25 protein-coding genes are annotated in these 21,922 nt (G+C 66.5%); 12 read left to right on the forward strand and 13 right to left on the reverse strand.

The annotated features are described in order from the left end of the window. Window positions 1-38: 38 nt before the first annotated feature. Complete coding sequence (locus tag NMQ09_RS16000) at window positions 39-470, forward strand: DUF488 domain-containing protein (protein WP_255191583.1); 432 nt, start codon at window positions 39-41, stop codon at window positions 468-470. Between the two features lie 6 nt (window positions 471-476). Here NMQ09_RS16000 and cdd read toward each other — a convergent pair whose 3' ends face one another. From cdd to NMQ09_RS16035, 7 genes are all read right to left on the reverse strand, one after another. Continuing rightward, window positions 477-863 (reverse strand): cytidine deaminase, encoded by a 387-nt coding sequence (gene cdd, locus NMQ09_RS16005; protein ID WP_255191584.1) that lies wholly within the window; start codon window positions 861-863, stop codon window positions 477-479. A gap of 117 nt (window positions 864-980) precedes the next feature. After that, window positions 981-2,048 carry an ABC transporter permease gene (locus tag NMQ09_RS16010; protein WP_255191585.1) on the reverse strand — a complete coding sequence of 356 codons (1,068 nt, stop codon included), beginning with the start codon at window positions 2,046-2,048 and terminating at the stop codon, window positions 981-983. Next, window positions 2,041-3,270, reverse strand: coding sequence for an ABC transporter permease (locus tag NMQ09_RS16015; RefSeq protein WP_255191586.1), 1,230 nt, complete (start codon window positions 3,268-3,270; stop codon window positions 2,041-2,043). Before NMQ09_RS16015 ends, NMQ09_RS16010 begins: the two co-directional genes overlap by 8 nt. Continuing rightward, window positions 3,270-4,877, reverse strand: a complete 1,608-nt coding sequence (locus tag NMQ09_RS16020) for an ABC transporter ATP-binding protein (protein WP_255191587.1) — start codon at window positions 4,875-4,877, stop codon at window positions 3,270-3,272. The genes NMQ09_RS16015 and NMQ09_RS16020 overlap by 1 nt, the downstream gene beginning before the upstream one ends. A gap of 6 nt (window positions 4,878-4,883) precedes the next feature. After that, on the reverse strand, window positions 4,884-5,939 hold the full coding sequence (locus NMQ09_RS16025) for a BMP family lipoprotein (RefSeq protein WP_255191588.1): 1,056 nt from the start codon (window positions 5,937-5,939) through the stop codon (window positions 4,884-4,886). A gap of 165 nt (window positions 5,940-6,104) precedes the next feature. Continuing rightward, entirely contained in the window at window positions 6,105-7,472 is a 1,368-nt protein-coding gene (locus NMQ09_RS16030) for a phosphohexomutase domain-containing protein (protein WP_255191589.1), read from the reverse strand. A 119-nt stretch (window positions 7,473-7,591) separates the two neighbouring features. Then, entirely contained in the window at window positions 7,592-8,251 is a 660-nt protein-coding gene (locus tag NMQ09_RS16035; RefSeq protein WP_255191590.1) for a MaoC family dehydratase, read from the reverse strand. Window positions 8,252-8,709: 458 nt separating this feature from the next. On the opposite strand from NMQ09_RS16035, the gene NMQ09_RS16040 reads away from it, so the two are divergent. Genes NMQ09_RS16040 through phaC form a run of 4 tightly spaced genes read left to right on the forward strand, consistent with a single transcriptional unit; the run spans window position 8,710 to window position 11,465 of the window. Further along, window positions 8,710-9,030: an AbrB/MazE/SpoVT family DNA-binding domain-containing protein gene (locus tag NMQ09_RS16040; protein ID WP_255191591.1), complete on the forward strand. Its 321-nt coding sequence runs from the start codon at window positions 8,710-8,712 to the stop codon at window positions 9,028-9,030. Between the two features lie 2 nt (window positions 9,031-9,032). Then, on the forward strand, window positions 9,033-9,518 hold the full coding sequence (locus NMQ09_RS16045; protein WP_255191592.1) for a hypothetical protein: 486 nt from the start codon (window positions 9,033-9,035) through the stop codon (window positions 9,516-9,518). Between the two features lie 40 nt (window positions 9,519-9,558). Further along, window positions 9,559-10,101: a poly(R)-hydroxyalkanoic acid synthase subunit PhaE gene (locus NMQ09_RS16050; RefSeq protein ID WP_255191593.1), complete on the forward strand. Its 543-nt coding sequence runs from the start codon at window positions 9,559-9,561 to the stop codon at window positions 10,099-10,101. Continuing rightward, window positions 10,098-11,465 carry a class III poly(R)-hydroxyalkanoic acid synthase subunit PhaC gene (gene phaC / locus NMQ09_RS16055; RefSeq protein ID WP_255191594.1) on the forward strand — a complete coding sequence of 456 codons (1,368 nt, stop codon included), beginning with the start codon at window positions 10,098-10,100 and terminating at the stop codon, window positions 11,463-11,465. Before NMQ09_RS16050 ends, phaC begins: the two co-directional genes overlap by 4 nt. A gap of 114 nt (window positions 11,466-11,579) precedes the next feature. On the opposite strand, the gene NMQ09_RS16060 is transcribed toward phaC, so the two are convergent. Then, window positions 11,580-11,900 carry a hypothetical protein gene (locus NMQ09_RS16060; RefSeq protein ID WP_255191595.1) on the reverse strand — a complete coding sequence of 107 codons (321 nt, stop codon included), beginning with the start codon at window positions 11,898-11,900 and terminating at the stop codon, window positions 11,580-11,582. Between the two features lie 125 nt (window positions 11,901-12,025). Here NMQ09_RS16060 and fabG point away from each other — a divergent pair, with 125 nt between their 5' ends. The 4 genes from fabG to NMQ09_RS16080 all read left to right on the forward strand — a co-directional run bounded on the left by fabG (window position 12,026) and on the right by NMQ09_RS16080 (window position 14,959). Then, window positions 12,026-12,769, forward strand: coding sequence for a 3-oxoacyl-ACP reductase FabG (gene fabG, locus NMQ09_RS16065; protein ID WP_255191596.1), 744 nt, complete (start codon window positions 12,026-12,028; stop codon window positions 12,767-12,769). 209 nt (window positions 12,770-12,978) lie between these two features. Continuing rightward, on the forward strand, window positions 12,979-14,043 hold the full coding sequence (locus NMQ09_RS16070; protein WP_255191597.1) for a polyprenyl synthetase family protein: 1,065 nt from the start codon (window positions 12,979-12,981) through the stop codon (window positions 14,041-14,043). A 128-nt stretch (window positions 14,044-14,171) separates the two neighbouring features. Further along, a complete protein-coding gene (locus NMQ09_RS16075; protein ID WP_255191598.1) occupies window positions 14,172-14,636 on the forward strand; it encodes a DUF8009 family protein in 465 nt (154 codons plus the stop codon). Window positions 14,637-14,746: 110 nt separating this feature from the next. Continuing rightward, window positions 14,747-14,959 (forward strand): hypothetical protein, encoded by a 213-nt coding sequence (locus NMQ09_RS16080; protein ID WP_255191599.1) that lies wholly within the window; start codon window positions 14,747-14,749, stop codon window positions 14,957-14,959. Window positions 14,960-14,986: 27 nt separating this feature from the next. On the opposite strand, the gene NMQ09_RS16085 is transcribed toward NMQ09_RS16080, so the two are convergent. Both NMQ09_RS16085 and NMQ09_RS16090 read right to left on the reverse strand, forming a co-directional pair. Beyond that, window positions 14,987-15,364, reverse strand: a complete 378-nt coding sequence (locus tag NMQ09_RS16085) for a nucleoside-triphosphatase (protein WP_255191600.1) — start codon at window positions 15,362-15,364, stop codon at window positions 14,987-14,989. A 1-nt stretch (window position 15,365) separates the two neighbouring features. Continuing rightward, window positions 15,366-15,647 carry an HNH endonuclease gene (locus tag NMQ09_RS16090; protein ID WP_255191601.1) on the reverse strand — a complete coding sequence of 94 codons (282 nt, stop codon included), beginning with the start codon at window positions 15,645-15,647 and terminating at the stop codon, window positions 15,366-15,368. Window positions 15,648-15,795: 148 nt separating this feature from the next. On the opposite strand from NMQ09_RS16090, the gene NMQ09_RS16095 reads away from it, so the two are divergent. Continuing rightward, the gene (locus tag NMQ09_RS16095) at window positions 15,796-16,386 is read left to right on the forward strand and encodes a methyltransferase family protein (RefSeq protein WP_255191602.1); all 591 of its coding nucleotides are present in this window, start codon (window positions 15,796-15,798) and stop codon (window positions 16,384-16,386) included. Window positions 16,387-16,419: 33 nt separating this feature from the next. On the opposite strand, the gene NMQ09_RS16100 is transcribed toward NMQ09_RS16095, so the two are convergent. Next, entirely contained in the window at window positions 16,420-17,850 is a 1,431-nt protein-coding gene (locus NMQ09_RS16100; protein ID WP_255191603.1) for a hypothetical protein, read from the reverse strand. Continuing rightward, window positions 17,850-18,626, reverse strand: coding sequence for an ABC transporter ATP-binding protein (locus tag NMQ09_RS16105; protein ID WP_255191604.1), 777 nt, complete (start codon window positions 18,624-18,626; stop codon window positions 17,850-17,852). Before NMQ09_RS16105 ends, NMQ09_RS16100 begins: the two co-directional genes overlap by 1 nt. 162 nt (window positions 18,627-18,788) lie before the next feature. On the opposite strand from NMQ09_RS16105, the gene NMQ09_RS16110 reads away from it, so the two are divergent. Beyond that, on the forward strand, window positions 18,789-19,193 hold the full coding sequence (locus NMQ09_RS16110) for an acyl-CoA thioesterase (RefSeq protein WP_255191605.1): 405 nt from the start codon (window positions 18,789-18,791) through the stop codon (window positions 19,191-19,193). Window positions 19,194-19,213: 20 nt separating this feature from the next. Here the strand turns inward: NMQ09_RS16110 and NMQ09_RS16115 are convergent, their stop codons facing one another. Beyond that, the gene (locus NMQ09_RS16115) at window positions 19,214-19,528 is read right to left on the reverse strand and encodes a YbjQ family protein (RefSeq protein WP_255191606.1); all 315 of its coding nucleotides are present in this window, start codon (window positions 19,526-19,528) and stop codon (window positions 19,214-19,216) included. 328 nt (window positions 19,529-19,856) lie between these two features. Here NMQ09_RS16115 and NMQ09_RS16120 point away from each other — a divergent pair, with 328 nt between their 5' ends. After that, window positions 19,857-21,917, forward strand: a complete 2,061-nt coding sequence (locus tag NMQ09_RS16120; RefSeq protein WP_255191607.1) for a cation:proton antiporter — start codon at window positions 19,857-19,859, stop codon at window positions 21,915-21,917. Window positions 21,918-21,922: the final 5 nt, after the last annotated feature.

Consider the following 21,922-nt stretch of genomic DNA (forward strand, 5'->3'; position numbering starts at 1 on the left):
GACACCGTATATAATTGGGAGGCGAACGAAGGTCCGGTATGGCACGGGGAACGCTCGAGGACACGTACGTCGCCGCCCTGCAGCACGACCGGGCTGACGTCGATCCGGACGCGACGCTCGTCGGCGTCGTCCGCAAACCGACGCGATGGTTCCACGGGTCTGTCGACGAGAACGTCCCCGAGCTCGGGCCGCCGTCGGACCTGCTCGAGGCGGTCAGCGCGGCCGAAGACGACCTGAAGATCCAGGGGCTTTGCGAGGAAGGGGCTCACAACGCCGCGTGGGACCAGGTCAACTTCGAGTCGCGATATCAAATGTACCTCGAGGAGTCGGCCGACGCGCGGGCGGCCCTCGAGGAACTCGGGGACCGACTCGCGGGAGGCGAGTCGCTCGCACTTGTCTGTTACGAGAACACCGAGAAGAAGCGGTGTCACCGGACGATCCTCCGGGAAGTGCTCGAGAAACGGCTGTAGGACCCGTTACTCGAGCATCTCTTCGGTGATCGTGTTCGGCAGGAGTTCGCCGAGGGTGTACTCACACACCGCGTCGCCTTCGTCACAGAGGACGAGGAGGTCGTCGTCGCAGAACTCCGCGAGCGTCTGGCGGCACATCCCGCAGGGCGTGACCCCGTCCCGGCGGTCGGAGCTGACGGCGAGCCGGACGAAGTCGCGGTGGCCCTGCTTGACCGCCTCGGCGATCGCCACCTCCTCGGCGTGGAGGCTGTTGCTGTAGTTCGCGTTCTCGAGGTTACAGCCGACGAAGACCTCGCCGTCGGCGGTTTCGAGTGCAGCCCCAACCCGGTAGTCGGAGTAGGGGACGTGCGCGCGATCCTGGACCTCGCGGGCGGCCTCGATCAACTCGTCCATGGCGGAGACACTCGCGCTCGGGGTAAGAAGTCACCGGCCTCGTACCAGTGGATGGCTGCCGGTTCCGGTGGTCGCGGGTCGGTTCGCAGCGTCCCGAAAGTGGGTGCGACGGCGAGGTCAGTCCTCGCTTGAGTCGTAGTGCTCTCCGGCCGACGACGGGATCCGGGTCTTGCCGACGAACACGAGCACGACGACGACCGTGACGTAGGGAATAGTGCGGATGAGTTCGGTCGGCACCGCGTAGCCGAGCGCCTGCAGGCGGATCTGCACGGCGTCGAGGCCGGCGAAGAGGAGCGAGCCGCCGAGGGCACCCACGGGGTGGTAGTTCGCGAAGAGGTAGGTCGCGATGGCGATGAACCCACGGCCACCGATGTCGGTCTCGCCGCCGCCGGCGAACGTTCCGAGCTGGCCGAGCGCGAAGCCGGCCCCGCCCAGCCCCGCGAAGACGCCCGAGAGGAGGACGGCGGCGTACCGGACCCGCCGGACGTCGACGCCGGCCGTATCGAGCGCCTTCGGGTTCTCGCCGCTGGCGACGACCCACCGGCCGAACGCGGTCTGCGTGAGCAGGTACCAGCCGGCGACCGTCGCGAGCAGCATGATCCACACCTCGGGGCCCGTATCGAACAGCAGGTAGCCGACGACCGGCAGCTCCGAGAGTACCGGTACGGTGACGCTGTCGAACGTGCCGACTCGCGCCGTATTGGGGCTCTGGAAGACGATCCGTGAGGCGAAGGGTGCGAGCCCGAGCGCGATGAGCCAGATCGCCAGGCCAGCGATGATCTGGTCGGCTTCGAACTCGAGGCAGACGACCGCGAACACCAGCGCGAAGAGCGTGCTCGCTCCGACGCCGGCGAGAAAGCCCCACCAGTGGTTCGAGACGCCCATCGTCGACTCGCCGGCGCCGATCCAGAAGGTGACGAGGATCGCCGAAAAGGCCGAGACGATCAACAGCCCCTCGAGGCCGATGTTGATGACGCCGCTTTTCTCGGCGAAGATGCCGCCGATCGCGGCCAGCGCGATTGGGACCGCCAGTCGGAGGGTGGCCTCGTGCATGCTCGGGCTCGCGAACACGGAGAGTAACGCGGCGACCCAGGAGTCCGGGAACGCCAGGCCGACGACGAGCATGGTCGCGGCGCCGGCCCCGAAGACGGCGAGGGCAGCCGTTCGGGGAATGCGATCACTCATCCGCCTCACCTCCGCCGTCCGCCCGGACCGGACGATGCGTCTCGACGTCGAGGTACCGGCGGCCGAGCAGCCGGAAGAACTCCGGCATCGCCACGAACAGGATGACGAGCCCGCTGACGATGCCGACCAGCTCCGGCGGGACGGCCGTCGCCGTCCCGACCGCGCTCGAGCCACTCGAGAGGATGCCGAAGAGGAACGCCGCCGCCCCGACGCCGAGCGGGTTGTTGCCCGCCAGGATCGAGACGGCGATGCCGTCGAACCCGAGCGGAGGGACGTTCTCGAGCCAGCGACCGTGAACCATGAGCACCCAGAAGGCGCCGGCAATCCCCCCGAGCGCGCCCGAGAGGGTCATGCTCGCGACGACCATCCGTTTCTCGTCGACCCCGCCGTAGGCGGCCGCCGCCGGCTGGATGCCGCTGGTCCGGAGCTCGTAGCCGAAGGAGGTCGCCGCCAGCAGCCACGCGATCGCGACCATGAGGGCGATTGCGAACGCCAGCGCGAGCAGCGAGAAGCTCATCCGCCCGTGGAAGCCGACGATCGGGATCGTCGGAATCGTCGCGTACTCCGGGACCGCTGCCGTCTGTGAGTTCGCGCTGTCGGGATCCTGGAACTGCCAGGAGAGCAGCGTCGAGGTGACGCCCACGGCGACGAAGTTGAGCATGATCGTCGTGATCACTTCGTTGGCGTCGGCGTACGCCTTGAGCGCGCCGGGGATCGCGCCGTAGAGCCCGCCGGCGACCGCGCCCGCGAGCACGCCGATCGGGATGAGCAAGACGGTGCCGAGGAACCCGCCCGGCAAGATCGAGGCCGCCGCGAGGACGGTGATGCCGGTGGCGAACCCGCCGACGACCAGCTGCCCCTGCGTCCCGATGTTGAACAGCCCCGCGCGGAACGCGACGGCGACCGACAGCCCCGCGAAGATCAGCAGCGTCGTCTGCTGGAGCGTCGTCGCCAGCCGGAGGTTCCGCGGGTGCCAGCCGCCCTCGAGCGGATGGCCGAGCGCGCCGAGAAACAGCTCGTAGTAGACCTGCATCGGGTTGTAACAGAACGTCTGGCCGGCCAGGTTCAGGCCGGTTCGACAGCTCGCGAACGCACCCGAGACGAAGACGAAGACGCCGCCGACGACGATCGCCACGAGCAGCGCCGCGACGCTGATCGCCACGCGCTCGAGGGCTGACGCGTGGACGAGCCGTTCGAAGAGCCGTTCGAGCCTGGCTCGCATCAGCGCACCCCTCCGTTCGAGGCGCTGACGAGCCGTTCGGGACGCTCGCCGGCCATCAACAGCCCGACTTCCTCTTCGGTGACGTCGTTGGGATCGACCACATCGACGAAATCGCCCTCGTACATGACCGCGAGCCGATCCGACAGCCCCCGCACCTCGTCGAGTTTCGAGGAGACGAGCACGATCGCTACGCCCTCGCGACGGAGTTCGAGCAGCCGGTCGTGGATGAACTCCGTCGAGCCGACGTCGACGCCGCGGGTCGGGTGGGTCGCGATCACGAGCGTCGGATCGCGCTCGATCTCACGGCCGACGATGAACTTCTGCTGGTTCCCGCCCGACAGCGAAGCGGCGCCCGCCTCGGCGTCCGGCGGCCGGACGTCGTACGTGTCGACGATCGCGTCGGCGTGTTCGCGCGCGCTTGCCCAGTCGATCCGGCCGGACTCGGCGAACGGCGGCGATCGGTGGCTCCCGAGGACGCCGTTCTCGACGAGGTCGAACGACATCACGAGTCCGCGTTCGTGGCGGTCCGCCGGGACGTAGGCCATCCCCGCGTCGATCCGGTCGCGCCGGGACAGGGTCGTGATCTCCGTGCCGTCGAAGTCGATTCGCCCGGCTGCGGGCGTCCGGAGCCCCGTGATCGCCTCTGCCAGCTCCGCCTGTCCGTTGCCGTCCACGCCAGCGATGCCGAAGATCTCGCCGGCCCGGACCTCGAAGTCGACCGAGGAGACCGTCTCCACGCCGCGTCGGTCCTCGACGGTGAGGGTATCGACCGAGAGGACCGGGTCGCCGGCGTCCGCCGGCGGAGCGTCGATCTCGAGGACGACCTCGCGACCGACCATGCGCTCAGCGAGGTCCTCGCGGGTCGCCGCCGCCGGATCGACCGTGGCGACCGATTCGCCGTCACGGAGGACGGTGATCGCGTCGGCGGCGTGCATCGCCTCCCCGAGCTTGTGGGTGATGAAGATGACCGTCTTCCCCTGGTCGGTGAGCTCATCGAGGACGGCGTACAGTCCCTCGACCTCCTGTGGCGTGAGGACGGCCGTCGGCTCGTCGAGGACGAGCACGTCCGCGCCGCGGTAGAGCGCCTTGAGGATCTCGACGCGCTGTTGCACGCCGACGTCCAGTTCCTCGACGGTGGCGTCGGGATCGACGTCGAGGCCGTACTTCTCACAGAGCCGCCGGATCTCGCGATCGATGCGGTCCCGATCGACGGCCAGCCCGAGCCACTTGCGCGGTTCGTTCCCGAGGGCGATGTTCTCGGCGACGGTCATCGGCCCGACGAGCATGAAGTGCTGGTGGATCATCCCGACGCCGACGTCGATCGCGTCGCGCGGCGTCTCGAAGGTTCGTTCGACGCCGTCGACCACGATCCGGCCCTCGTCGGGCTCGTACAGCCCGTAGAGGACGTTCATCAGGGTCGTCTTCCCCGCCCCGTTCTCGCCGAGCAGCGCGTGGACGGTCCCCCGTTCGACGCGGAGGTCGACGTCGTCGTTCGCGACGACGCCGGGGAATCGCTTGGTGATCCCGTCGAGGTGGACGGCGACCGCACCGTCGGTGACCGAACTGTCGGCTCTCTCGCTCGTTTCGCCCGCTCCCGGTTCGGTCATGACGACCTAGGGTTGCTCGGGAACGTCGATCTCGCCGTCGACGATCGCGGCTTCAGACTCCTCGAGCGCGGAAACGATCTCGTCGGGGACGGCGTCGCCGATCGACTGACCGTAGGCGACGCCGACGCCGTCGTCCGCGAGCCCGAGTTCCTCGACGCCGCCGGAGAACTCGTCGTCGATGACGTCGGCGACGGCGTCGATGACCGCCTCGTCGACTCCTTTCACCATACTCGCGACGATGACGTCCGCGTAGTCCTCTTCGGAGACCGACTGGTCGTCGTCGACGCCGATCGCCAGCCGCCCCTCCGACTCGGCGGCCTGGAAGACGCCCACGCCGGTCGCGCCGGCCGCGTGGTAGACGATGTCGGCGCCCTGGTCCTGGTACATCGAGAGCGCCGTCTCCCGGCCGCCGGCGGTATCGTTGAAGTCGCCGACGTAGCTCGTGACGACCTCGACGTCCGGATTGGCGTGTTCGACGCCAGCGACGAAGCCGGCCTCGAACTTTCGGATCAGCGGCGCCTCGATGCCGCCGACGAAGCCGACGGTCGCCTCGTCCGGGTCGGTCGCGGCGTCGCCCGCCTCGAACTCCTCGGTGGTAAGCAGCCCCGCGAGGTGGCCGACCTGGAACGAGCCCTCGTGCTCGCCGAAGACGTAGCTGCGGACGTTGTCCGCGTCCTCGACGACCGCGTCGATGATGATGAAGTTCTGTTCGGGGTACTCCGGTGCGTTGTCCGCCAGCGGATCCTCCTGCTGGAAGCCGACGCAGGTGATCAGGTCGTACTCCCCGGACTCGGCGAAGTCCCGCTGGATCGAGTCGAAGTCGCCCTCCGTGTCCGGTTCGGTCTCGTCGTAGGAGACGCCGAACTCCTCGTCGGCTGCCATGACCCCCTGCTGAGCCATGTCGTTGAACGAGTTGTCGCCGAGCCCACCCGTCGAGTAGATCATCCCGACGGTCGCCGCCGACTCCGTCTCTTCGTCGCCGAACCCGCCGACACAGCCTGCGACGGCCGCGAGGCCGGCGGTGCTTACTGCCTGTAAGAATCGTCGTCTATCACGTACCATGAACGTCCATTGTAGACGACAGTAAGTTAAATAATACGGTCCGCTGACGGCTGAGAGAGCGCAAACGGTCCCGATCGTCGGCCGAACGCTCGCAATCGGTCCACGGCCGACGATCCGCGATCGGTCACAGCCGATCCGCGCTCGACGACCGGTTTCGATCGACGGTTATCCCGCGGCTTCGACCGCGGACTCGAGGACCGCACGCGCGTCGGCAACCAGGTCGTCGACCGCGTCGCTCTCGGCGTAGAGCCGGACGTAGGGTTCGGTGCCGCTCGGCCGAACCAAAAGCCACGAGGCGTCGGGGAACTCGAGTCGCACGCCGTAGTCCGTTTCGACGGTCGCGTCGGGGAACGTCTCGGGCAGGGACGTCTCGAGTCGGGCCATCGCCGCCGCCTTCGCCGCGTCGGGGCAGTCGACGCTCACCTTTCGGTACGGGCGTTCGGAGACCGGCTCGCGCAGCGGGTCTGTTCCACCGGCGTCGGCCACGAGCGCGGCGACGACCGCGGCGCTGACGACGCCGTCGATCCAGCCACCGAAGGCGGGATGGACGTGCTTCCAGGGTTCGGCGGCGAAGACGACCGCGGTTCCGGCGCCGCCGCGCTCGCGTTCCCGCGCGATTCCCTCGTGGAGGGCACCGAGTCGGACGCGTTCGACGCGCCCGCCCGCCTCGCGAACCTGTTCGTCGATGCGTGCGGAGGCGTTGGGGGTGGTGACGACGACCGGAACGTCGGCGTCGGTCGTCCGGGCGTAGTGGGCGGCGACGACCGCCAGCACGGTGTCTTCGTGGATCACCTCGCCGTCGCCGTCGAGGACCACCAGCCGGTCGGCGTCGCCGTCGTGGGCCAGCCCGAGGTCGAACGATCCGTCGGCGAGGAACGCCGAGAGGTCGGTTAGCGTCTCTGGCGTCGGCTTACTCTCGCGGGCGGGGAAGTGGCCGTCGACGGTCGCGTTCAGGGCGACCACGTCGGCCCCGAGGCGCTCGAGCACCTGTGGTGTCGCGAGCGCGCCGACGCCCGCCCCGCAGTCGACGACGACGGACAGTCCCTCGAGCGGCCGCGCCTCGCCGGCGACCGCCTCGCGGACGTAATCGACGACCGCCTCGCGGTAGGGTTCGAGCACCTCGAGTCGTTCCGACCGGCCCCACTCGTCCCAGGGGGCAAGTTCCGGTGCCTCGACGAGGGCTTCGACGGCCTCCTCCTGGCTGCGGTCGTACTCGACGCCGTCGACGAAGAGTTTGAGCCCGTTGTCCGCGGGCGGGTTGTGGCTCGCGGTCACCATCACGCCGCGGCGACCCTGCGAGGCGAACGCGAGCGCGGGCGTCGGCACCACGCCGACGCGCTTGACGTCCGCGCCGGCGCTCTCGAGGCCGGCAGTCACCGCCGCGGCGAGTGCAGCTCCCGTCTCCCGGCCGTCCCGGCCGACGACGAACGTCGCTCCCGATTCCCCAGCAGCCTGCCCGACCGCGAGGGCCAGCGCCGGTGTCACTCGTTCCTCGACGGGGCCACGAATCCCTGCCGTCCCGAACAGCGTCATGCTAGGGGTGTTCTCGAGGAACTACTTATACTACTGGAGGACGCCAGCCAGGGTACGCGTGCCCGGCACAGGGCCGACGATATCGGCGGTCGGCGAGAAAATGGTGCGCCGGCGCAGGGTCACTCCTGGGGCAGATCGTCGATCAGCACGACGGCCTCACCGTCGATGACCACCGTGTCGGTGGTCTCATCCCGGACGAGCGTCTCGAGTCGGAACTGGCCGTTCCCGAGGTCCTCGACGACCTCGACCCGGGCGGAGACGCGGTCGTCGATCGCGACGGGGGCGCGGAACTCGAGATCCTGGGAGAGGTAGACGGTTAGCCCCGGGAGGCGAGCGAGGGCGGCGCTGATGAGCCCGGAGACGAGCGTGCCGTGGACGATCCGCTCGCCGAATCGGCTCTCGGCGGCGAACGCCTCGTCGAGGTGGAGTCGGTTGGTGTCGCCGCTAATCTCCGCGAACGCGCGGACGTCGGCTTCGGTGATGGCTTTCTCGAAGGTGACCAGGTCGCCGACCGTCATGGCCTCGGGATCGTCGACGGTGCGCTCGAACTCCCAGCCGAGATTCGAGTACTCGAGCGAGGGAATCGGCGGCGAAACGGCCTCGGGGTCGGACGCGGCGGGTTCGTGGCTCGAACCGTTGGCGCTGGCGACCGGCGGTAGCATCGCAGCGGTGGCAGCGCGATTGGCTGCGACTGCACCCTGCAGGAAGCTACTGGTCATCGTCGTCCATACGTTCGTCATCGCCGAAAGATTACTCCCCGCAGCGTCCTGCTGTGTCATATAGTAACACTGTAAGGGGCTGACGGTTATCACTTCTTTGGTTTACATAAGAACCTCTTACCCCATCGTCACGGAGACGGCCTCCTCCGATAGCCCGTTCGAGCGCTGCTGGCACTCGAGCGCACGTCTGGTTCGAGGCGCTGGTCGGAGCACGACGTGTCAACAAGCGTCAAATACGCGGGGAATATCGTCGTGGAACGATCCGAATCGAGCGGCCGACGGACGCCCGTTCAGGCGGTCCCGCTCGCGACGATCGGCCGCTTGCGAAGCGTCGCCTCGAGCCGGTGCTGACTGCTCGAGTCGATCGCGTTGGGCAGGCTTCGATTCGTTCGATCGAGAGGGGGGGACGACCCATAGATGGTTGCTGAAAGGAGGGAAACACCACTCAAAACCATTCAATGTCACCATATGGTATTCGGTGGAAAGGTTTAATAGTGATCCGACCGTTGTTTCAGTTGATGACGGATACTTCCGGCCAGCCGCCCTGGTTGCCGATGCTGTTCACGAAGCAGATGCAGGAAGCGGGCGAGCAGGTCGCTGAGTCCCAGCAGGAGCTGATGACACAGTTGATGCAAGCCGGCACGAACCCCTTCGAAGCGTTCGAAGGGGCCTCGAGCTTCGGTCCGATGAACATGGGAACCGCGACGTTCAAAGCCCGCGTGCAGAGCGGCGGCCGGATCAGCATTCCCGAACCCGAACGGGATGCACTCGACATCGAAGAGGGCGACATCGTGCAGACGATCGTCGTCCCCGTCAAACGAACCCGCGAGGATCAGTAATCATGACCCAGAACCCATTCACCGCCGTTTTCGAAGCCCAGCGCACCGCCGTCGAACAGAGCCAGTCGATGACCCACGAGCTGCTCGAGGCCCAGCGGTCCTCGTTCGGCGCCGCCGCCGACGTCGTTTCGGCCTCCGAGTCGATGATCGAGCAGAACGCCGAACTGACCAAGGGCGCGATCCACGCCTACTTCGACGCCGTCGAAGCGAACATGCCCGAGGAGACGGCCGACTTCGACGAGCTCCGCGAGATTGTCGACGAACAGTTCGACGCCGCCACCGACGCACAGGTCCAGTCGCTCGAGGCAGTCGTCGACGCCGTCGAGGAGTCCGGCACGGCCTACGACGAGTTCGCCGAGAGCTACGCCGAGGTCGTCGACTCCTCGTTCGACTCGCTGCTCGAGGCCCACGAACAGGTCGAGGCCAACGTCGCAGAGCTCTCCGAGAACGTCGAGGACGCCGCGAGCGAGTTCGACGTTTCGGCGTAGTAACAATACTTTTTCACGCTAGCAGCCCCATTTTCGTCCAATGACAGACTCAAGCGCAGACGTGCAAAACTGGAACGCGATGGTCGAACGGTGGAACGAGCAGTTCCTCGAGGCGATCGAGGGGAACATGGAAGCCCAGGCGCAGTTCGTCGAGAGCTGGGCCGACGCCGTCGGCGAGGCGACCGACGACGGCGAGATGGCCGAGGGCGTCGAAGGCTACGCCCGTGCGTACGACGCGTGGATGACCGCCTCGACGCAGATGGCCGAGCGGATGAACGACGTACTCGAGGGCGAGGACGTCGAACTCGAGGAGTTTCGCGACATCTGGCTCAACACGGCCAACGAGGCGTTCAAAGAAGTGATGTCGACGACGGCCTTCGCCAAGATGACCGGCGAGACCGTCGGCGACGTCTTAGAGGCACAGCAACAGGCCGACGAGGCTGCCGAAACGACGCTCCGAAGCCTCGGCTTCGCTACCGAGAGCGACGTCTTAGAGGTCGGCGATCGGCTGGTCGAACTCGAGCGGCGACAGCACGCAGTCGAGGAGAAACTCGACCGCGTCCTCGAGGCACTCGAAGAATGAAGAACCCGTACGCACTCGCGCTGGACATGCAGCGCCAGGCCTGGGAGGGAGCGATCGAACTGACCGAGAACGCCTCCGTCGCCCCGGATCGATCGGAGACGCTGAACGAAGTCGAGGTGGGACAGACCCCCCACGAGATCGTCTACGAGGAGAACAAACTCCACCTCAAACATTACGAGCCACTGACCGACGAGCAACACGACGTCCCCATCCTGATCGTCTACGCGCTGATCAACCGGCCGTACATCCTCGACCTCCAGCCCGATCGGTCGGTCGTCCAGACGTTACTCGAGGAGGGCTTCGACGTCTACCTGGTCGACTGGGGTGAACCCTCGCCCATGGACCGGACGCTGACGCTCGACGACTACGTCACCCGGTACATCGACAACTGCGTCGACGTCGTCCGCGACCGCTCCGGGCAGGACGCCATCAATATCCTCGGCTACTGCATGGGTGGCACCATGTCGACGATGTACGCCGCCCTCTACCCCGAGAAGGTTCGCAACCTCGGTCTGATGGCCGCCGGCCTCTGTTTCGCCGGCGACGGCGGCGTCCTCGAGCTCTGGGGTGCCGACGAGTACTACGATCCCGAGAGAGTCACCGACACCTTCGGCAACGTCCCGGCGGAGTTCCTGGACGTTGGCTTCGCGCTGATGGACCCCGTCCAGAACAACGTGACGAAGTACGTCCGCTTCTACGAGAACATGGAGGACGAGGACTTCGTCGAGAACTTCGCCCGGATGGAGAAGTGGCTCGGCGACGGTATCGACGTCGCCGGCGCGACGTACGACCAGTTCATCAGCGACGTCTACCAGGAGAACAAGCTGATACAGAACGAACTGTACCTCGACAGCAAACACGTCGACATCGAGAACCTCGAGATGCCCGTCCTCCAGATCGTCGCCGAGTACGACCACCTCATCCCGCCGAACGCCTCGAAGCCATTCAACGAGGAGATCCCGAGCGAGGACACCGAGATCATGGAGTTCGCGACCGGCCACATCGGGATGTCCGTCTCCTCGCGGAGCCACGCCGAGCTCTGGCCCGACGTCTGTGCATGGTTCGAGGAGCGTTCGCAGGTGGACGAGGAGCCCGTCACCGCGGAGCCCGAGACGCCCGAGCCGAAGGAAGCCGACGCGACTCTCGCCGAGGCAACGGAGGCCAACGGTGCGGGCGAGACGGTGGATGCAGACGACCTAACGGAACTCAACGGCGTCGGCGAGGCCTACGCCGACGACCTCCGCGAGGCCGGCATCGAGACGTTCGACGACCTCACGAGCGCCGACGCCGCGACCCTCTCTGCCGACACCGGTATCTCCCCGAGTCGGATCGAAGACTGGATCGAGCAAGCGACCGAGCGATAGCGCTCCCGATTTTCTGTCACGCGACACGTGCCCGGAGCGACCACCAGCCCGGCCCATAGCAGAGGTAGGCGGCACCTGGCACGAAGCGGATCGCCAGCGGGAGGTCGACGAGTATCACGGAGAACGGGTCGGGCGGACTGACGACGGCAGCGGCGACGGCCGCCATCGCGAACCCGATTCCGAACGCGCCGAACCACCGCTCGAGGCGTCCCAGCGTCTCCCGTGAGGAGAGTCGACGGGCCCGGTAGAAGAGGTACGCTGGAACCGCGAGGAACGGGGGGATCCAGGTGAAAGCCCCCAGAAGAGGCCGCTCGCGCCGCGCACGGTGGCGTCCATCCCGATGGCGTACGCGAAACAGACCCCCGCGAGGAGGAACCCGACCATCCAGAGGGTGATGGCGAACGCCGGATCGAGGGCTCCGACTGCCGAACGCATTGCCGGTAGTATCCGTCAATCAGGCATAATTTCCCGACCAGATACGGTTGAGAATTGGACCAGAATCTAGTATGGACCTTAGTCACACAGCTTGTTATATATCGTCGGAGGTCCAACGTATTCCCATGTCGATGGATGGACGAACCTGCGTCATCACCGGTTCCGCGAAGGGAATCGGTCGCGGTATCGCCGAGCACCTCGGGCGAGAGGGTGCGAACGTGGTCATCAACTACCGCTCTTCGGAGGAGGCGGCGCGAGCGGCCGTCGTGGCGGTCGAGGACGCCGGCGGGGAAGCCGTCGCCGCCCGGGCGGACGTGGCCGACCGGGAGGCCGTCGAGCACTTACGCGAGGTCTGTCACGACGCGTTCGGCCCGGCAGATGTCCTCGTGAACAACGCCGGCATCACCGCAGACACCCAGTTCGTCGAGATGACCCGCGACGAGTGGGATCGCGTCATCGACGTCAACCTGGGTGGGATGTTCAACTGCACCCAGGAGTTCTACGACGACATCTGGGAGGCCGAGGAGGGCCGGCTCATCAACATCTCGAGCGTCGTCGGCAAGCAGGGCAACTTCGGCCAAGCCAACTACGCCACGGCCAAAAGCGGGATGTTCGGTTTTACCCGCACCATCGCGCTCGAGTTCGCCCAGGGTGGCTCGACGGCCAACTGCGTCGCCCCCGGCTACACGAAGACGGAGATGATCGAGACCGTCCCCGAGAAGGTCCTCGATCGCATCGTCGCGGGCATCCCCCTCGAGCGGCTGGCGGAGGTCGAAGACATCGCGAGCGTCGTTCGATTCCTCGCTAGCGAGGAGTCCTCCTACGTCACCGGCGAGATAATCGACGTCAACGGCGGTATGGATCTCTGATACGGATTACTGTGTGATTTGCCGGCGCAACCGCGACCGTGTGGCGGTTGCGCCAGAACTGACTTCAGCGGTCTGTATGACGGAATTCTCGGCCGGCGGTTGCGTGGATGCGGATTCGTCCGGGTCGCTCGAGGCCCGAGTATCTGCTCGCTGTCAGCTGTACGGGCGGAACTGAACCTTTTTCACGTCGCTCTGCAACCGTGATGAGTATGCGGGAAACGCTTGCCGAGTGGCGGCCGGCGGTGGATGCGGCGATCTCCGACCTGCTCCCTCGGAACGTGGACGACGAGTATCTCGAGTCGTTCTTCGGTGCGCCGACCTACCGGTACGATTCGGAGGGAATCCAGCACGCGCTGTCCGATCCGATCTGGGACTTACTCGATCGTGGGGGGAAACGCTGGCGAGCCGTCCTCTTTCTCGTCTTCGTCGAGGCGTTCGGGGAGGATCCCGAGGCGTACCTCCCGTACGCCTGCATTCCGGAGATCCTCCACAACGGGACGATCATCGTCGACGACGTCGAGGACGAGGCGTCGATACGGCGAGGCGAGCCGGCATTACATCACCGCTACGGACAGGACGTCGCGCTCAACGCCGGGAACGCGATGTACTTTCTCCCGCTGAAGGTCCTGACCAACGACCCCGGGAACCTGCCGCCGGAGCGGCGGCTGGCGGCCTACGAGATGCTGACGTACGAACTCAACCGGACTCACCTCGGCCAGGGGATGGACATCTGCTGGCACAACGAGGACGAGGTTCGGGTCGACCACGAGGAGTACCTCGAGATGTGTGCCTGCAAGACGGGCTGTCTCGCCCGGATCGTCGCCCGGCTCGCGGCGATCATCACCGGCCAACCGACCGAGGTCGAAGACGCCGTCGCCAACTACGCCGAGCGCACCGCCATCGCGTTCCAGATCGGCGACGACATCTTAGACGTCGAACACTCCCTGGGCCGGGCGGGCGACTTCGGTAAGGAGTTCGGTAACGACGTCCGCGAGGGGAAGACGACCCTGCTCGTCATCCACGCCTTAGCGGAGAGCGACCCGGACGACGCCCGGCGCCTCCAGGAGATCCTGGCCGCCGACGAGAACACCGACGAAGAGATCCTCGAGGCGCTCACGATCCTCGAAGAGACCGGCAGCATCGAGTACGCCCGCGAGCGCGCGCTCGAACTCGCCGCCGAAGCGCGCGAGGAGATCCGAGAACTCGAGTTCGATCCCGACGTGACGCGACGACTCGCCGAGTTCACCGAGTTCGTCGTCGAGCGAGACGTCTAGTGGCGAGCCCAGCCTGAGCTGCAGTCGTGACCGGGTGTACAATGACGTTCAACGGTTACCATAGGGGAGGCGTTCCCGAGCGGCGCGAACACGAAACCTAAGCCGCTCGACCCCCAACCGGCGAGTCGATGGGAGGGACCGATCCGGCTGCGATCCGTTCACTCGCCGTCTCGAGAGCGGACGTCGTGAACGCGTTCGTCTACAGCCGTGAGAACCCCGGAACGGCCGTCGTACGCGTTACGCCGCCGTTTCACGGTCGGATGCGTGCCCGGCTCCACGTCTACCACGTCGACGACACCCGCGCGACGGGTGCCATCCACGTCTCGCCCGCGGACCTGCTGACCGAGGCGGTCGTCGAGGCCTACCCCACGCTCGAGTCCGTCGAGGCCGAGAGGGGCGACGCCGACGGCGTCGACTCGAGCGCTGGGGGCACCGACGACGGGTCGGCCGACCCGAACCGGCTTCGCGAGGTACACGCGACGGCCCTCGAGTCCTGGCGCGAGCGGGCGCTCGAATCGATCGTCGACGAGGTCACACTCGAACTCGATCGCGAGGACGAGGCGGTCAGAGTCACGGTCAAACCGCTCGGGTAGCGCCGAATAGGGGCTCGAGCACCTCTGGAGAGTGACCCCGCTTACGGCACTCACTTTCACTTTCACTCCGGACGGATCGGATTGACGTACGGTCACGACCACTGACTGGTATGGAACTCGTTGCACCGCGACGCGAACGGGCGGCGACTGACGAATCGGACGCAACTGCCGAACCGAACCCGACGCAGATGACACCGCGACGCATCGACGTCACCCGCCTGGACGCGCAGGGGGTTCAGGAGTACGTCCAGCAGAACGTCGCCACCGATCGGGTCTCACTCGAGCACCGCGGCGCGCGGACGTACCTGCTCGTCGAGGAGTGATCGACGACCGAACCACGTCGATCGACCTCAGTGAGTGCGAGCCCACCCGAGCAGTTCCCCGGGGAGTTCGTCGCGACTCTCCAGCGTCACCTCGAACCGTTCGACGTCCGCTCTCGACTTTACCTCACCGAGGAATCCGTCCCGAGATCGATACGTGATCGCCGCCAGCACCGGCACCGGGGCGTCGAGGGCGCGACGGGTCTCCCGAACGAATCGCTCGCTCTCGAGTTCCATCGGCGCGATTTCGTCGATCTCGAAGCCGACTCGCTCGCCGTCTGCGCGCAACTCGGGACAGAAGATCCCGCCGACCGCGTAGTCGTGCTCGCGGAGCAGGGAGATGGTTCGCTCGAGGGCGGTCGTCTTCCCGCTTCGGGGCGGGCCGGTGACGAGGGCGTTTCGGGCCATCTTACGACCGCCAGTCGCGGACGCGTTCGGCGTCGCGGGTCTTTACTCGCGTGGGGTCGGTCTTTCGCACCCAGCGCACGAATTTCTCGATCTCTGGCGCCGATTCGAGTTTCTCGAGTGTGTCGTAGTGCTGTTTCAGCTCGTGGTGGGTGAAGACGGCGTGGGCCTGGTCGTGACAGGGCTGACAGAGATCGACGGTCGGGCTCCCCTTGCGGTTTTTCGGGACCAGGTGGTGACGCGTCGTCTTCGCCACCGTCCGCTCGCAGAGTTCGCACTCGGGCATTCTTCGGGATACGATACCACTGCTGGGGACATGAGCGTGTCGCGGGTTCGAACGCGGGCGCTCGAGGTCTCTCGAAGCGGGCTCGATCGGGTGCTGCTGAGGGGACAATTTCCCAACAGTTATCGACTGGCACGATCGGTTCCTAACTATGTCGCCGCCAGTGTATGTACAGCCGCCACACATCTACGTCTTTTTCGGGGCGATCGGCCTCTGGATCGTATCGGACCTGCACATCGCGTGGCGATTCGGTGGGCGGGGTGACGCCTCGCAGGACCGCGGGTCGAAACGCGTTCTCGGACTGTCCGTCGCTGCCGGCGTTCTGGGCGCCGCCCTCGTCTCCGAATTCGTCACCGCACTCTCGCTGGCGCACCCGGCGATCGCGTTCTGGGGCGGGATCGGAACGATGGTCCTCGGGGTGGTCGTTCGCCAGTACGCGGCCTGGACGCTCCGCGAGTACTTCTCGCTCGAGGTGACCGTCGATTCGACGGATTCGGTCGTCACGTCGGGTCCCTACCGATGGGTGCGACACCCGTCGTACACCGGCGGGTTCACCACGCTGGTCGGGCTCGGCGTCGCGGTCGGCAACTGGGTCAGCCTCGCCGTCGTGATCGGCGCCGGGCTGGTCGGCTACGGCTATCGAATCACCGTCGAAGAGCGCGCCCTCCGGGACCAGCTGGGCGACGAGTACGAGGCGTACGCCGAACGGACGCCGTATCGGCTCGTCCCTGGCCTCTGGTGACGAGCCGCTGTCAGCTGTGGAAACGGGACGAGACTAGCCGGCGCGGTACCGAACGCTCCAGCGAGGGCCGGCGCGACTCGAGAGCACGATCCCGACCGCGCCGAAGACGAGCCCCGACGCGGAGAGCGCGGCGACGATCGGGAGCGTGGGCGGGACGACGACGAAGCCGGCGACCAGCGTCGGCACGAGGGGGACGGCGACGCCGAGGGTGAACGCCCCGAAACGTAGCGCGTCGAAGAGGAACTCGTTGGGCGAGAAGCCCGCGATGTAGACGGTCAGCCCGTAGTAGTACAGCGAGTAGCCGCCCATGAGGATCGCGCCAGCGACCGCGTCGAGGGCGGTCGCCTCGAACCAGACGACGGCGACGAGGTACGGCAGGGCCATCGTCGGCGCGCCGACGAGGACGAACGCCGTCCGCTTGGCGTCGAACACCGATTCGACGGCGACGGGGTAGGCGAGGTACTCCTCGACGGCGTCGAACTGGGTGAGCCAGTTGTACGTCGTGAACGCACAGAGGCCCAGGACGGCGCCGAAGAAGATCCCCGGCGCCGGTTCGATGCCCGTGATCGCGTTCACGACGCCGACCAAGAACGCCACCAGCGCGAGCAGGATGCCCGCGGAGACGAAGGGTTTGACGACGCCGCCCGACGAACGCGCGAGGTCGAGCAAGGTCTTCGCGACCAGCCCCTTCCCCCCGGTCGGGAGCGAGTCGTCCAGCCGGGCGAAGCGATCGCTCGCGGTCCGCGACGGGCGGCTGTACGTGGGGTCGTATCCGGCGAGCGCCACCGTTCCGACGACGAGGGTCGCGACGGCGAGGCCGGCAGCCTGCGCCGGCGAGCCGCCGTAGACGACGAGGACGTTCCAGACGGTACCGTACTCGCCGCTCCACCACGCGGCGACGACGACCAGTCCGAGGGTGACGCCGATGGCCCACGCCGGCACGCCCCGCGTCCGGACGGCGATGGTGGCGACCGTGACGGCCATGCCAGCCGCGAAGAGCAAGAACAGCGAACACCACAGCCAGCCGACCGTCGCGGGCGTCGACGCCGAGAGCCCTACCAGGGGGACGATTCCGAGCGCCATTGGCAGAACGAACAGCCCGCCGTAGTAGAGCGCGTCCTTCACGAGGAACGCCCCCAGCAGCCGTCGTCTCGAGAGCGGAAGCGTCTCCGTACTCGAGAGCAAGAGCGTGAGCCGGCCGAAAACGTTCTCGAGCATGTCCGAGCCAGCGAAGCCCGCGGTGCCGCTGTAGAGGCCGAACGTGAAGACGAGGAGGTGGAGGCCGACAACGACCTCGTTCGTCGCGGTGCCGGTCTCGGCGAGCGCGAATGCCCCCGCCGCCGACAGCCCGGCGAGCAACGCGGGAAAGAGCAGGAAGCGACGGCCGCCGAACAGCTCGGCGTGCAGCCGCCACTCCTCGCGAAACAGCGCGGTGAACACCGCCAGGTCGGTGTGCAATCGCATCAGTCGCTCACCGTCGGCGTCGGCGTGTCCCGCGGGTCCGCGGCCTCGACGTGATCGAGGAACGTCTCGAGTAGCGATCTCTCGTCCGCGACCCCGTCACCGTCGTCCGCTCGCGCACCCTCGAGCGACCGTTCGGCGACCAGCCGGCCGTCGGCGACGATGCCGACGCGCGTGCAGATCTCTTCTGCGACGTCGATGTTGTGCGTCGAGACGAAGACGGCGTTGTCGTCGGCGGCGTACGCGACGAGGAAGCGTTTCACCTGCTCCTGAACCAGCGGGTCGAGGTTCGCCAGCGGTTCGTCGATGAAGACGACCTCGGGCTCGTGGAGGAACGCCTGGGCGATCATCACCTTCTGTTGTTGCCCCCGCGAGAGGTCGGTGTGGAGCGTGTCGAGCTTCCCGCCGAAGGCGAGCCGGTCAGCCCACCGCTCGACTCGTTGTGCGACCAGGTCGGGCTCGAGGTCGCGCACCCTTCCGACGAAGTCGAAGTACTCCCGCGGCGTGAGGAAACTCGGCGGCATCCCCTGTTCGGGCAGGATGCCGACGCGACGACGCGTCTCGATCGGCTCGGCGAGCGGATCGACCCCGAGCACCTCAGCCGTGCCCAGGTCGGGCGCGAGCTGGCCGGTCAGAATACGGATCGTCGTCGTCTTTCCGGCGCCGTTCGGCCCCAGAAATCCGAACAGCTCCCCTCGCGAGACGTCGAGGCTCAATCCGGAGAGCGCCTCGACCGAACCGTACGACTTCGCGAGTCCGTCCGCCAGTATGACGCCCATAAACCGTCGTGACGTTCACAGCTGACGATAATAACTGTGCGGGCCGGGGAAGTCATCGCCGTCTCCGGTAGCCGAGCCAGGGGCGGTCCGCCGTCAGGATCGACCCACGCCTTCCAGCCAAACCGCAGTTACTTTCGTCTTCCCCGCCGTCCGACGCGACACATGAGCGACGAGTACACGGTCGACGTCCCCGTTCGCTATCGCGATCTCGACACGCTGAACCACGTCAACAACGCCGTTTACGGCACGTACATCGAGGAGGCTCGCGCGGCGTACGCTCACGACGTCCTCGGCTTCGAGTTCGGAGAGTACAACTTCGTCCTCGCACACCTCGAGCTCTCGTTCGAACGGCCGGTGACACTCGGTGAGACGGTGACGGTTGCAATCGAGACGACCAGGCTCGGCGAGACCAGCGCGACGATGACCTACGACCTGCGCGTCGAGGACGCAACTGTCGCGACGGCAGAGACGACGATCGTCTTCGTCGACGACGAAGAGCTGCGACCGAGTTCCATCCCGGAGCCGATCCGGAGCCGTATCGTCGACTTCGAGGGACTCGAAGAGTAACGAGCCCTACTACGTTCCGGCTACCGGAGCCGAACGGCGGTTCCGTACGCCATCACTTCCGAGCCGCCGTCGGTGATCTGTGACGTCTCGAGGCGAACGGTGACGACGGCGTCAGCGCCCATCTGCTCGGCGTCCGCCTCCATGCGGTCGATCGCCTCGTTTCGGGCTTTCGTGAGCAGGTCGGAGTAGGCTTTGAGCTCGCCGCCGAAGACGTTCCGGATTCCCTGGGTGATGTCGCGACCAACGTTCTTGGCCTCGACAGTGTTGCCGCGGGCGACGCCCAGTACTTCGACGATCTCTCGGTCCGGGACGGTATCTGTGGTCGTGATCTGCATACCCGAACGCTCGCTTCGAGCGGTTGTATACGCTTTGACCAGTTTCTGAGCCTGAACGCACCAGTACTCCGTCCCCGTTCACGCCCAACGCCGCTGGCGGAAGAGAATGGGACGCATGCAAACAAACCACAACAAAAATCACACGGACGACCATACAGAACCGGCTCGCGCCGGTCGAACTACGGTAACTTGCCGTTTTCCCTGACCGGAAACCCACCGTTTATTAGGCCCCCGTCCATCTGCTCGCGGTGACTACAGCCCCGTCGCGCACTCGCCGTGAGCCATAGACACGGTTCTGACAGATCGAAACCGGTCCACCACTTCGCCAATGACCACGCAGTCACCGCTCGTCACCGTGCCGACGCTCCCGCTCGAGGAGCCGGTGTTGATCTTCACGGTCGCGCTGACGATCTTTCTCGTCGGGCCACTGCTCGTCAAGAAGTTCGGACAGCCCGGAATCGTTGGCATCGTCCTCTTCGGCGTGGCGATCGGCCCCGGCGCGCTCGAGCTCGTCGAGCACACCGACGCCATCGTGTTGCTGGGCGAGGTCGGGTTAATTTACCTCCTCTTTACGGTCGGACTGGAAGTCGACCTCCAGCGATTCAAGGACGCACCCGAGAACGCCGCGCTGTTCGGGCTCGCGAGTTTCTTCATCCCGTTCGTCGGCGGCACCCTGGTCGTGATGGTCACCCTCGGGTTCGACGTCTGGGCGGCGATGCTGCTCGCCGCGGTGTTCGCCTCCCACACGCTGCTGGCGTATCCGATCGTCAACCGCCTGGGGGTCACGAAGAATCGGGCGGTGACGGCCGTCTTCGGCGGCATCCTCTTCACCGACACGCTCGCGTTGATCGTGCTGGCGATCGTCACTGGCGCGATCGGTGGCGAGTTCGGCGTCTGGCTCTTCGTCGAGGTGTTCCTCGCGCTCGTCGTTCTCTTCGGTGCCACTGCGTTCCTCGTCCCGCCTGTTTCCCGGTGGTTCTTCCAGAGTCTCAGCGAGGAGAGTTACTTCGAGTTTCTCTTCGTAATGGTCGCCTTCTTCGCGGCCGCGAGCCTGGCTGAGGTTCTCGGTCTCGCGGGCATCCTCGGAGCCTTCGTCGCTGGACTCGCCCTGAACCGGCTCGTCCCCCAGGGCGGGACGCTGATGAACCGAATCGAGTTCGTCGGCAACGCCTTCTTCATCCCCTTCTTCTTGCTCCACGTCGGGATGCTCGTCGATCCGGGCGTCATCCTCGACGGGCCCCGAACGCTCCAGGTGACCGCCGTCATCGTCCTCGTCATGCTCGCCGGGAAGGCAGTCGCCGCCTGGCTCGTCGCCCGCATCCAGGGCTACAGCCGCACGGAGTTCGGCGTCATCTTCGGTCTCTCGACCGGCCAGGCCGCCGCTGCCCTCGCGATCACGCTCATCGGCTTCGAGGCCGGCGTCTTCGGCGAGCACGTCCTCAACGCCGTCGTCCTCCTGTTGCTGGTGACGGCCGTCGTGAGCCCGTGGCTGACCGAACGGGCGGCGACCAGCCTCGCCCTCGAGCGCGAAGTCGAACCCGGCGAGGGGGCCAGAGACCCGAACATCCTGGTCCCGCTCTCACACCACGCCGAGTTACAGGAGCGACTGCTCGACCTCGCGTTCGTCCTCAAAGGTGACCGCGGCGACGAGCCCGTTCACGTCCTCACCGTCGTCCAGCCCGAACGCGACGAGGAGACCGAAACGCAGGTGGCAGCCGTCCGCCAGGAACTCGAGGAGATCGCCGCGTTCGGCGGTGCCGCCGAGGTACCGGTCGAGACCGAAGCCCGCGTCAACCACAACGTCGCCTCCGGCATCGTCCAGGGGGCGCTCGAGGTGCAGGCCAACCAGATCCTCATGGGCTGGGACGCCAGCGGCTCGTTTCGCCACCGCATCTTCGGCAGCATCATCGACCAGGTGCTCAAACGCACCCCGCTGCCGGTGTTGATCTCCCGGCTCGGCCACCCGATCAACACCACCCGACGCCTCTTCGTGGTCGTGCCGTTTGGCGCCGACCACCACGAGGGGTTTTACGAGGCCGTCCACACGGTCAAGCGACTCGCCGCGAGCCTCGGCGTCCCCGTCACCGTGCTCGTCGTCGAGGGGAGCGCCCACCAGTACGAACGGCTCTTCGGACTCGTCGAGGAAGAGGTTTCGAAGGAGTTCGACGAGGTCGACAGGTGGAACGCCCTCGTTCCGACGCTCGAGTCGCGAACCGAAGCGGACGACCTCGTCGTCGTCGTCTCACCCCGCCGAGGCGACGTCGGCTGGCACGACGACCTCGCGACGCTCCCCGCTCGGCTCGCCGAACTCCCGCCCGAGTCGTTCATCATGATCCACCCACGCCAGGGCGAACCCGAGTACGATCGGCAGTTCCTGCGGCTCGAGTGACGGCC

Origin of the sequence: Natronobeatus ordinarius (assembly GCF_024362485.1) — an archaeon.
Lineage (GTDB): Archaea > Halobacteriota > Halobacteria > Halobacteriales > Natrialbaceae > Natronobeatus > Natronobeatus ordinarius.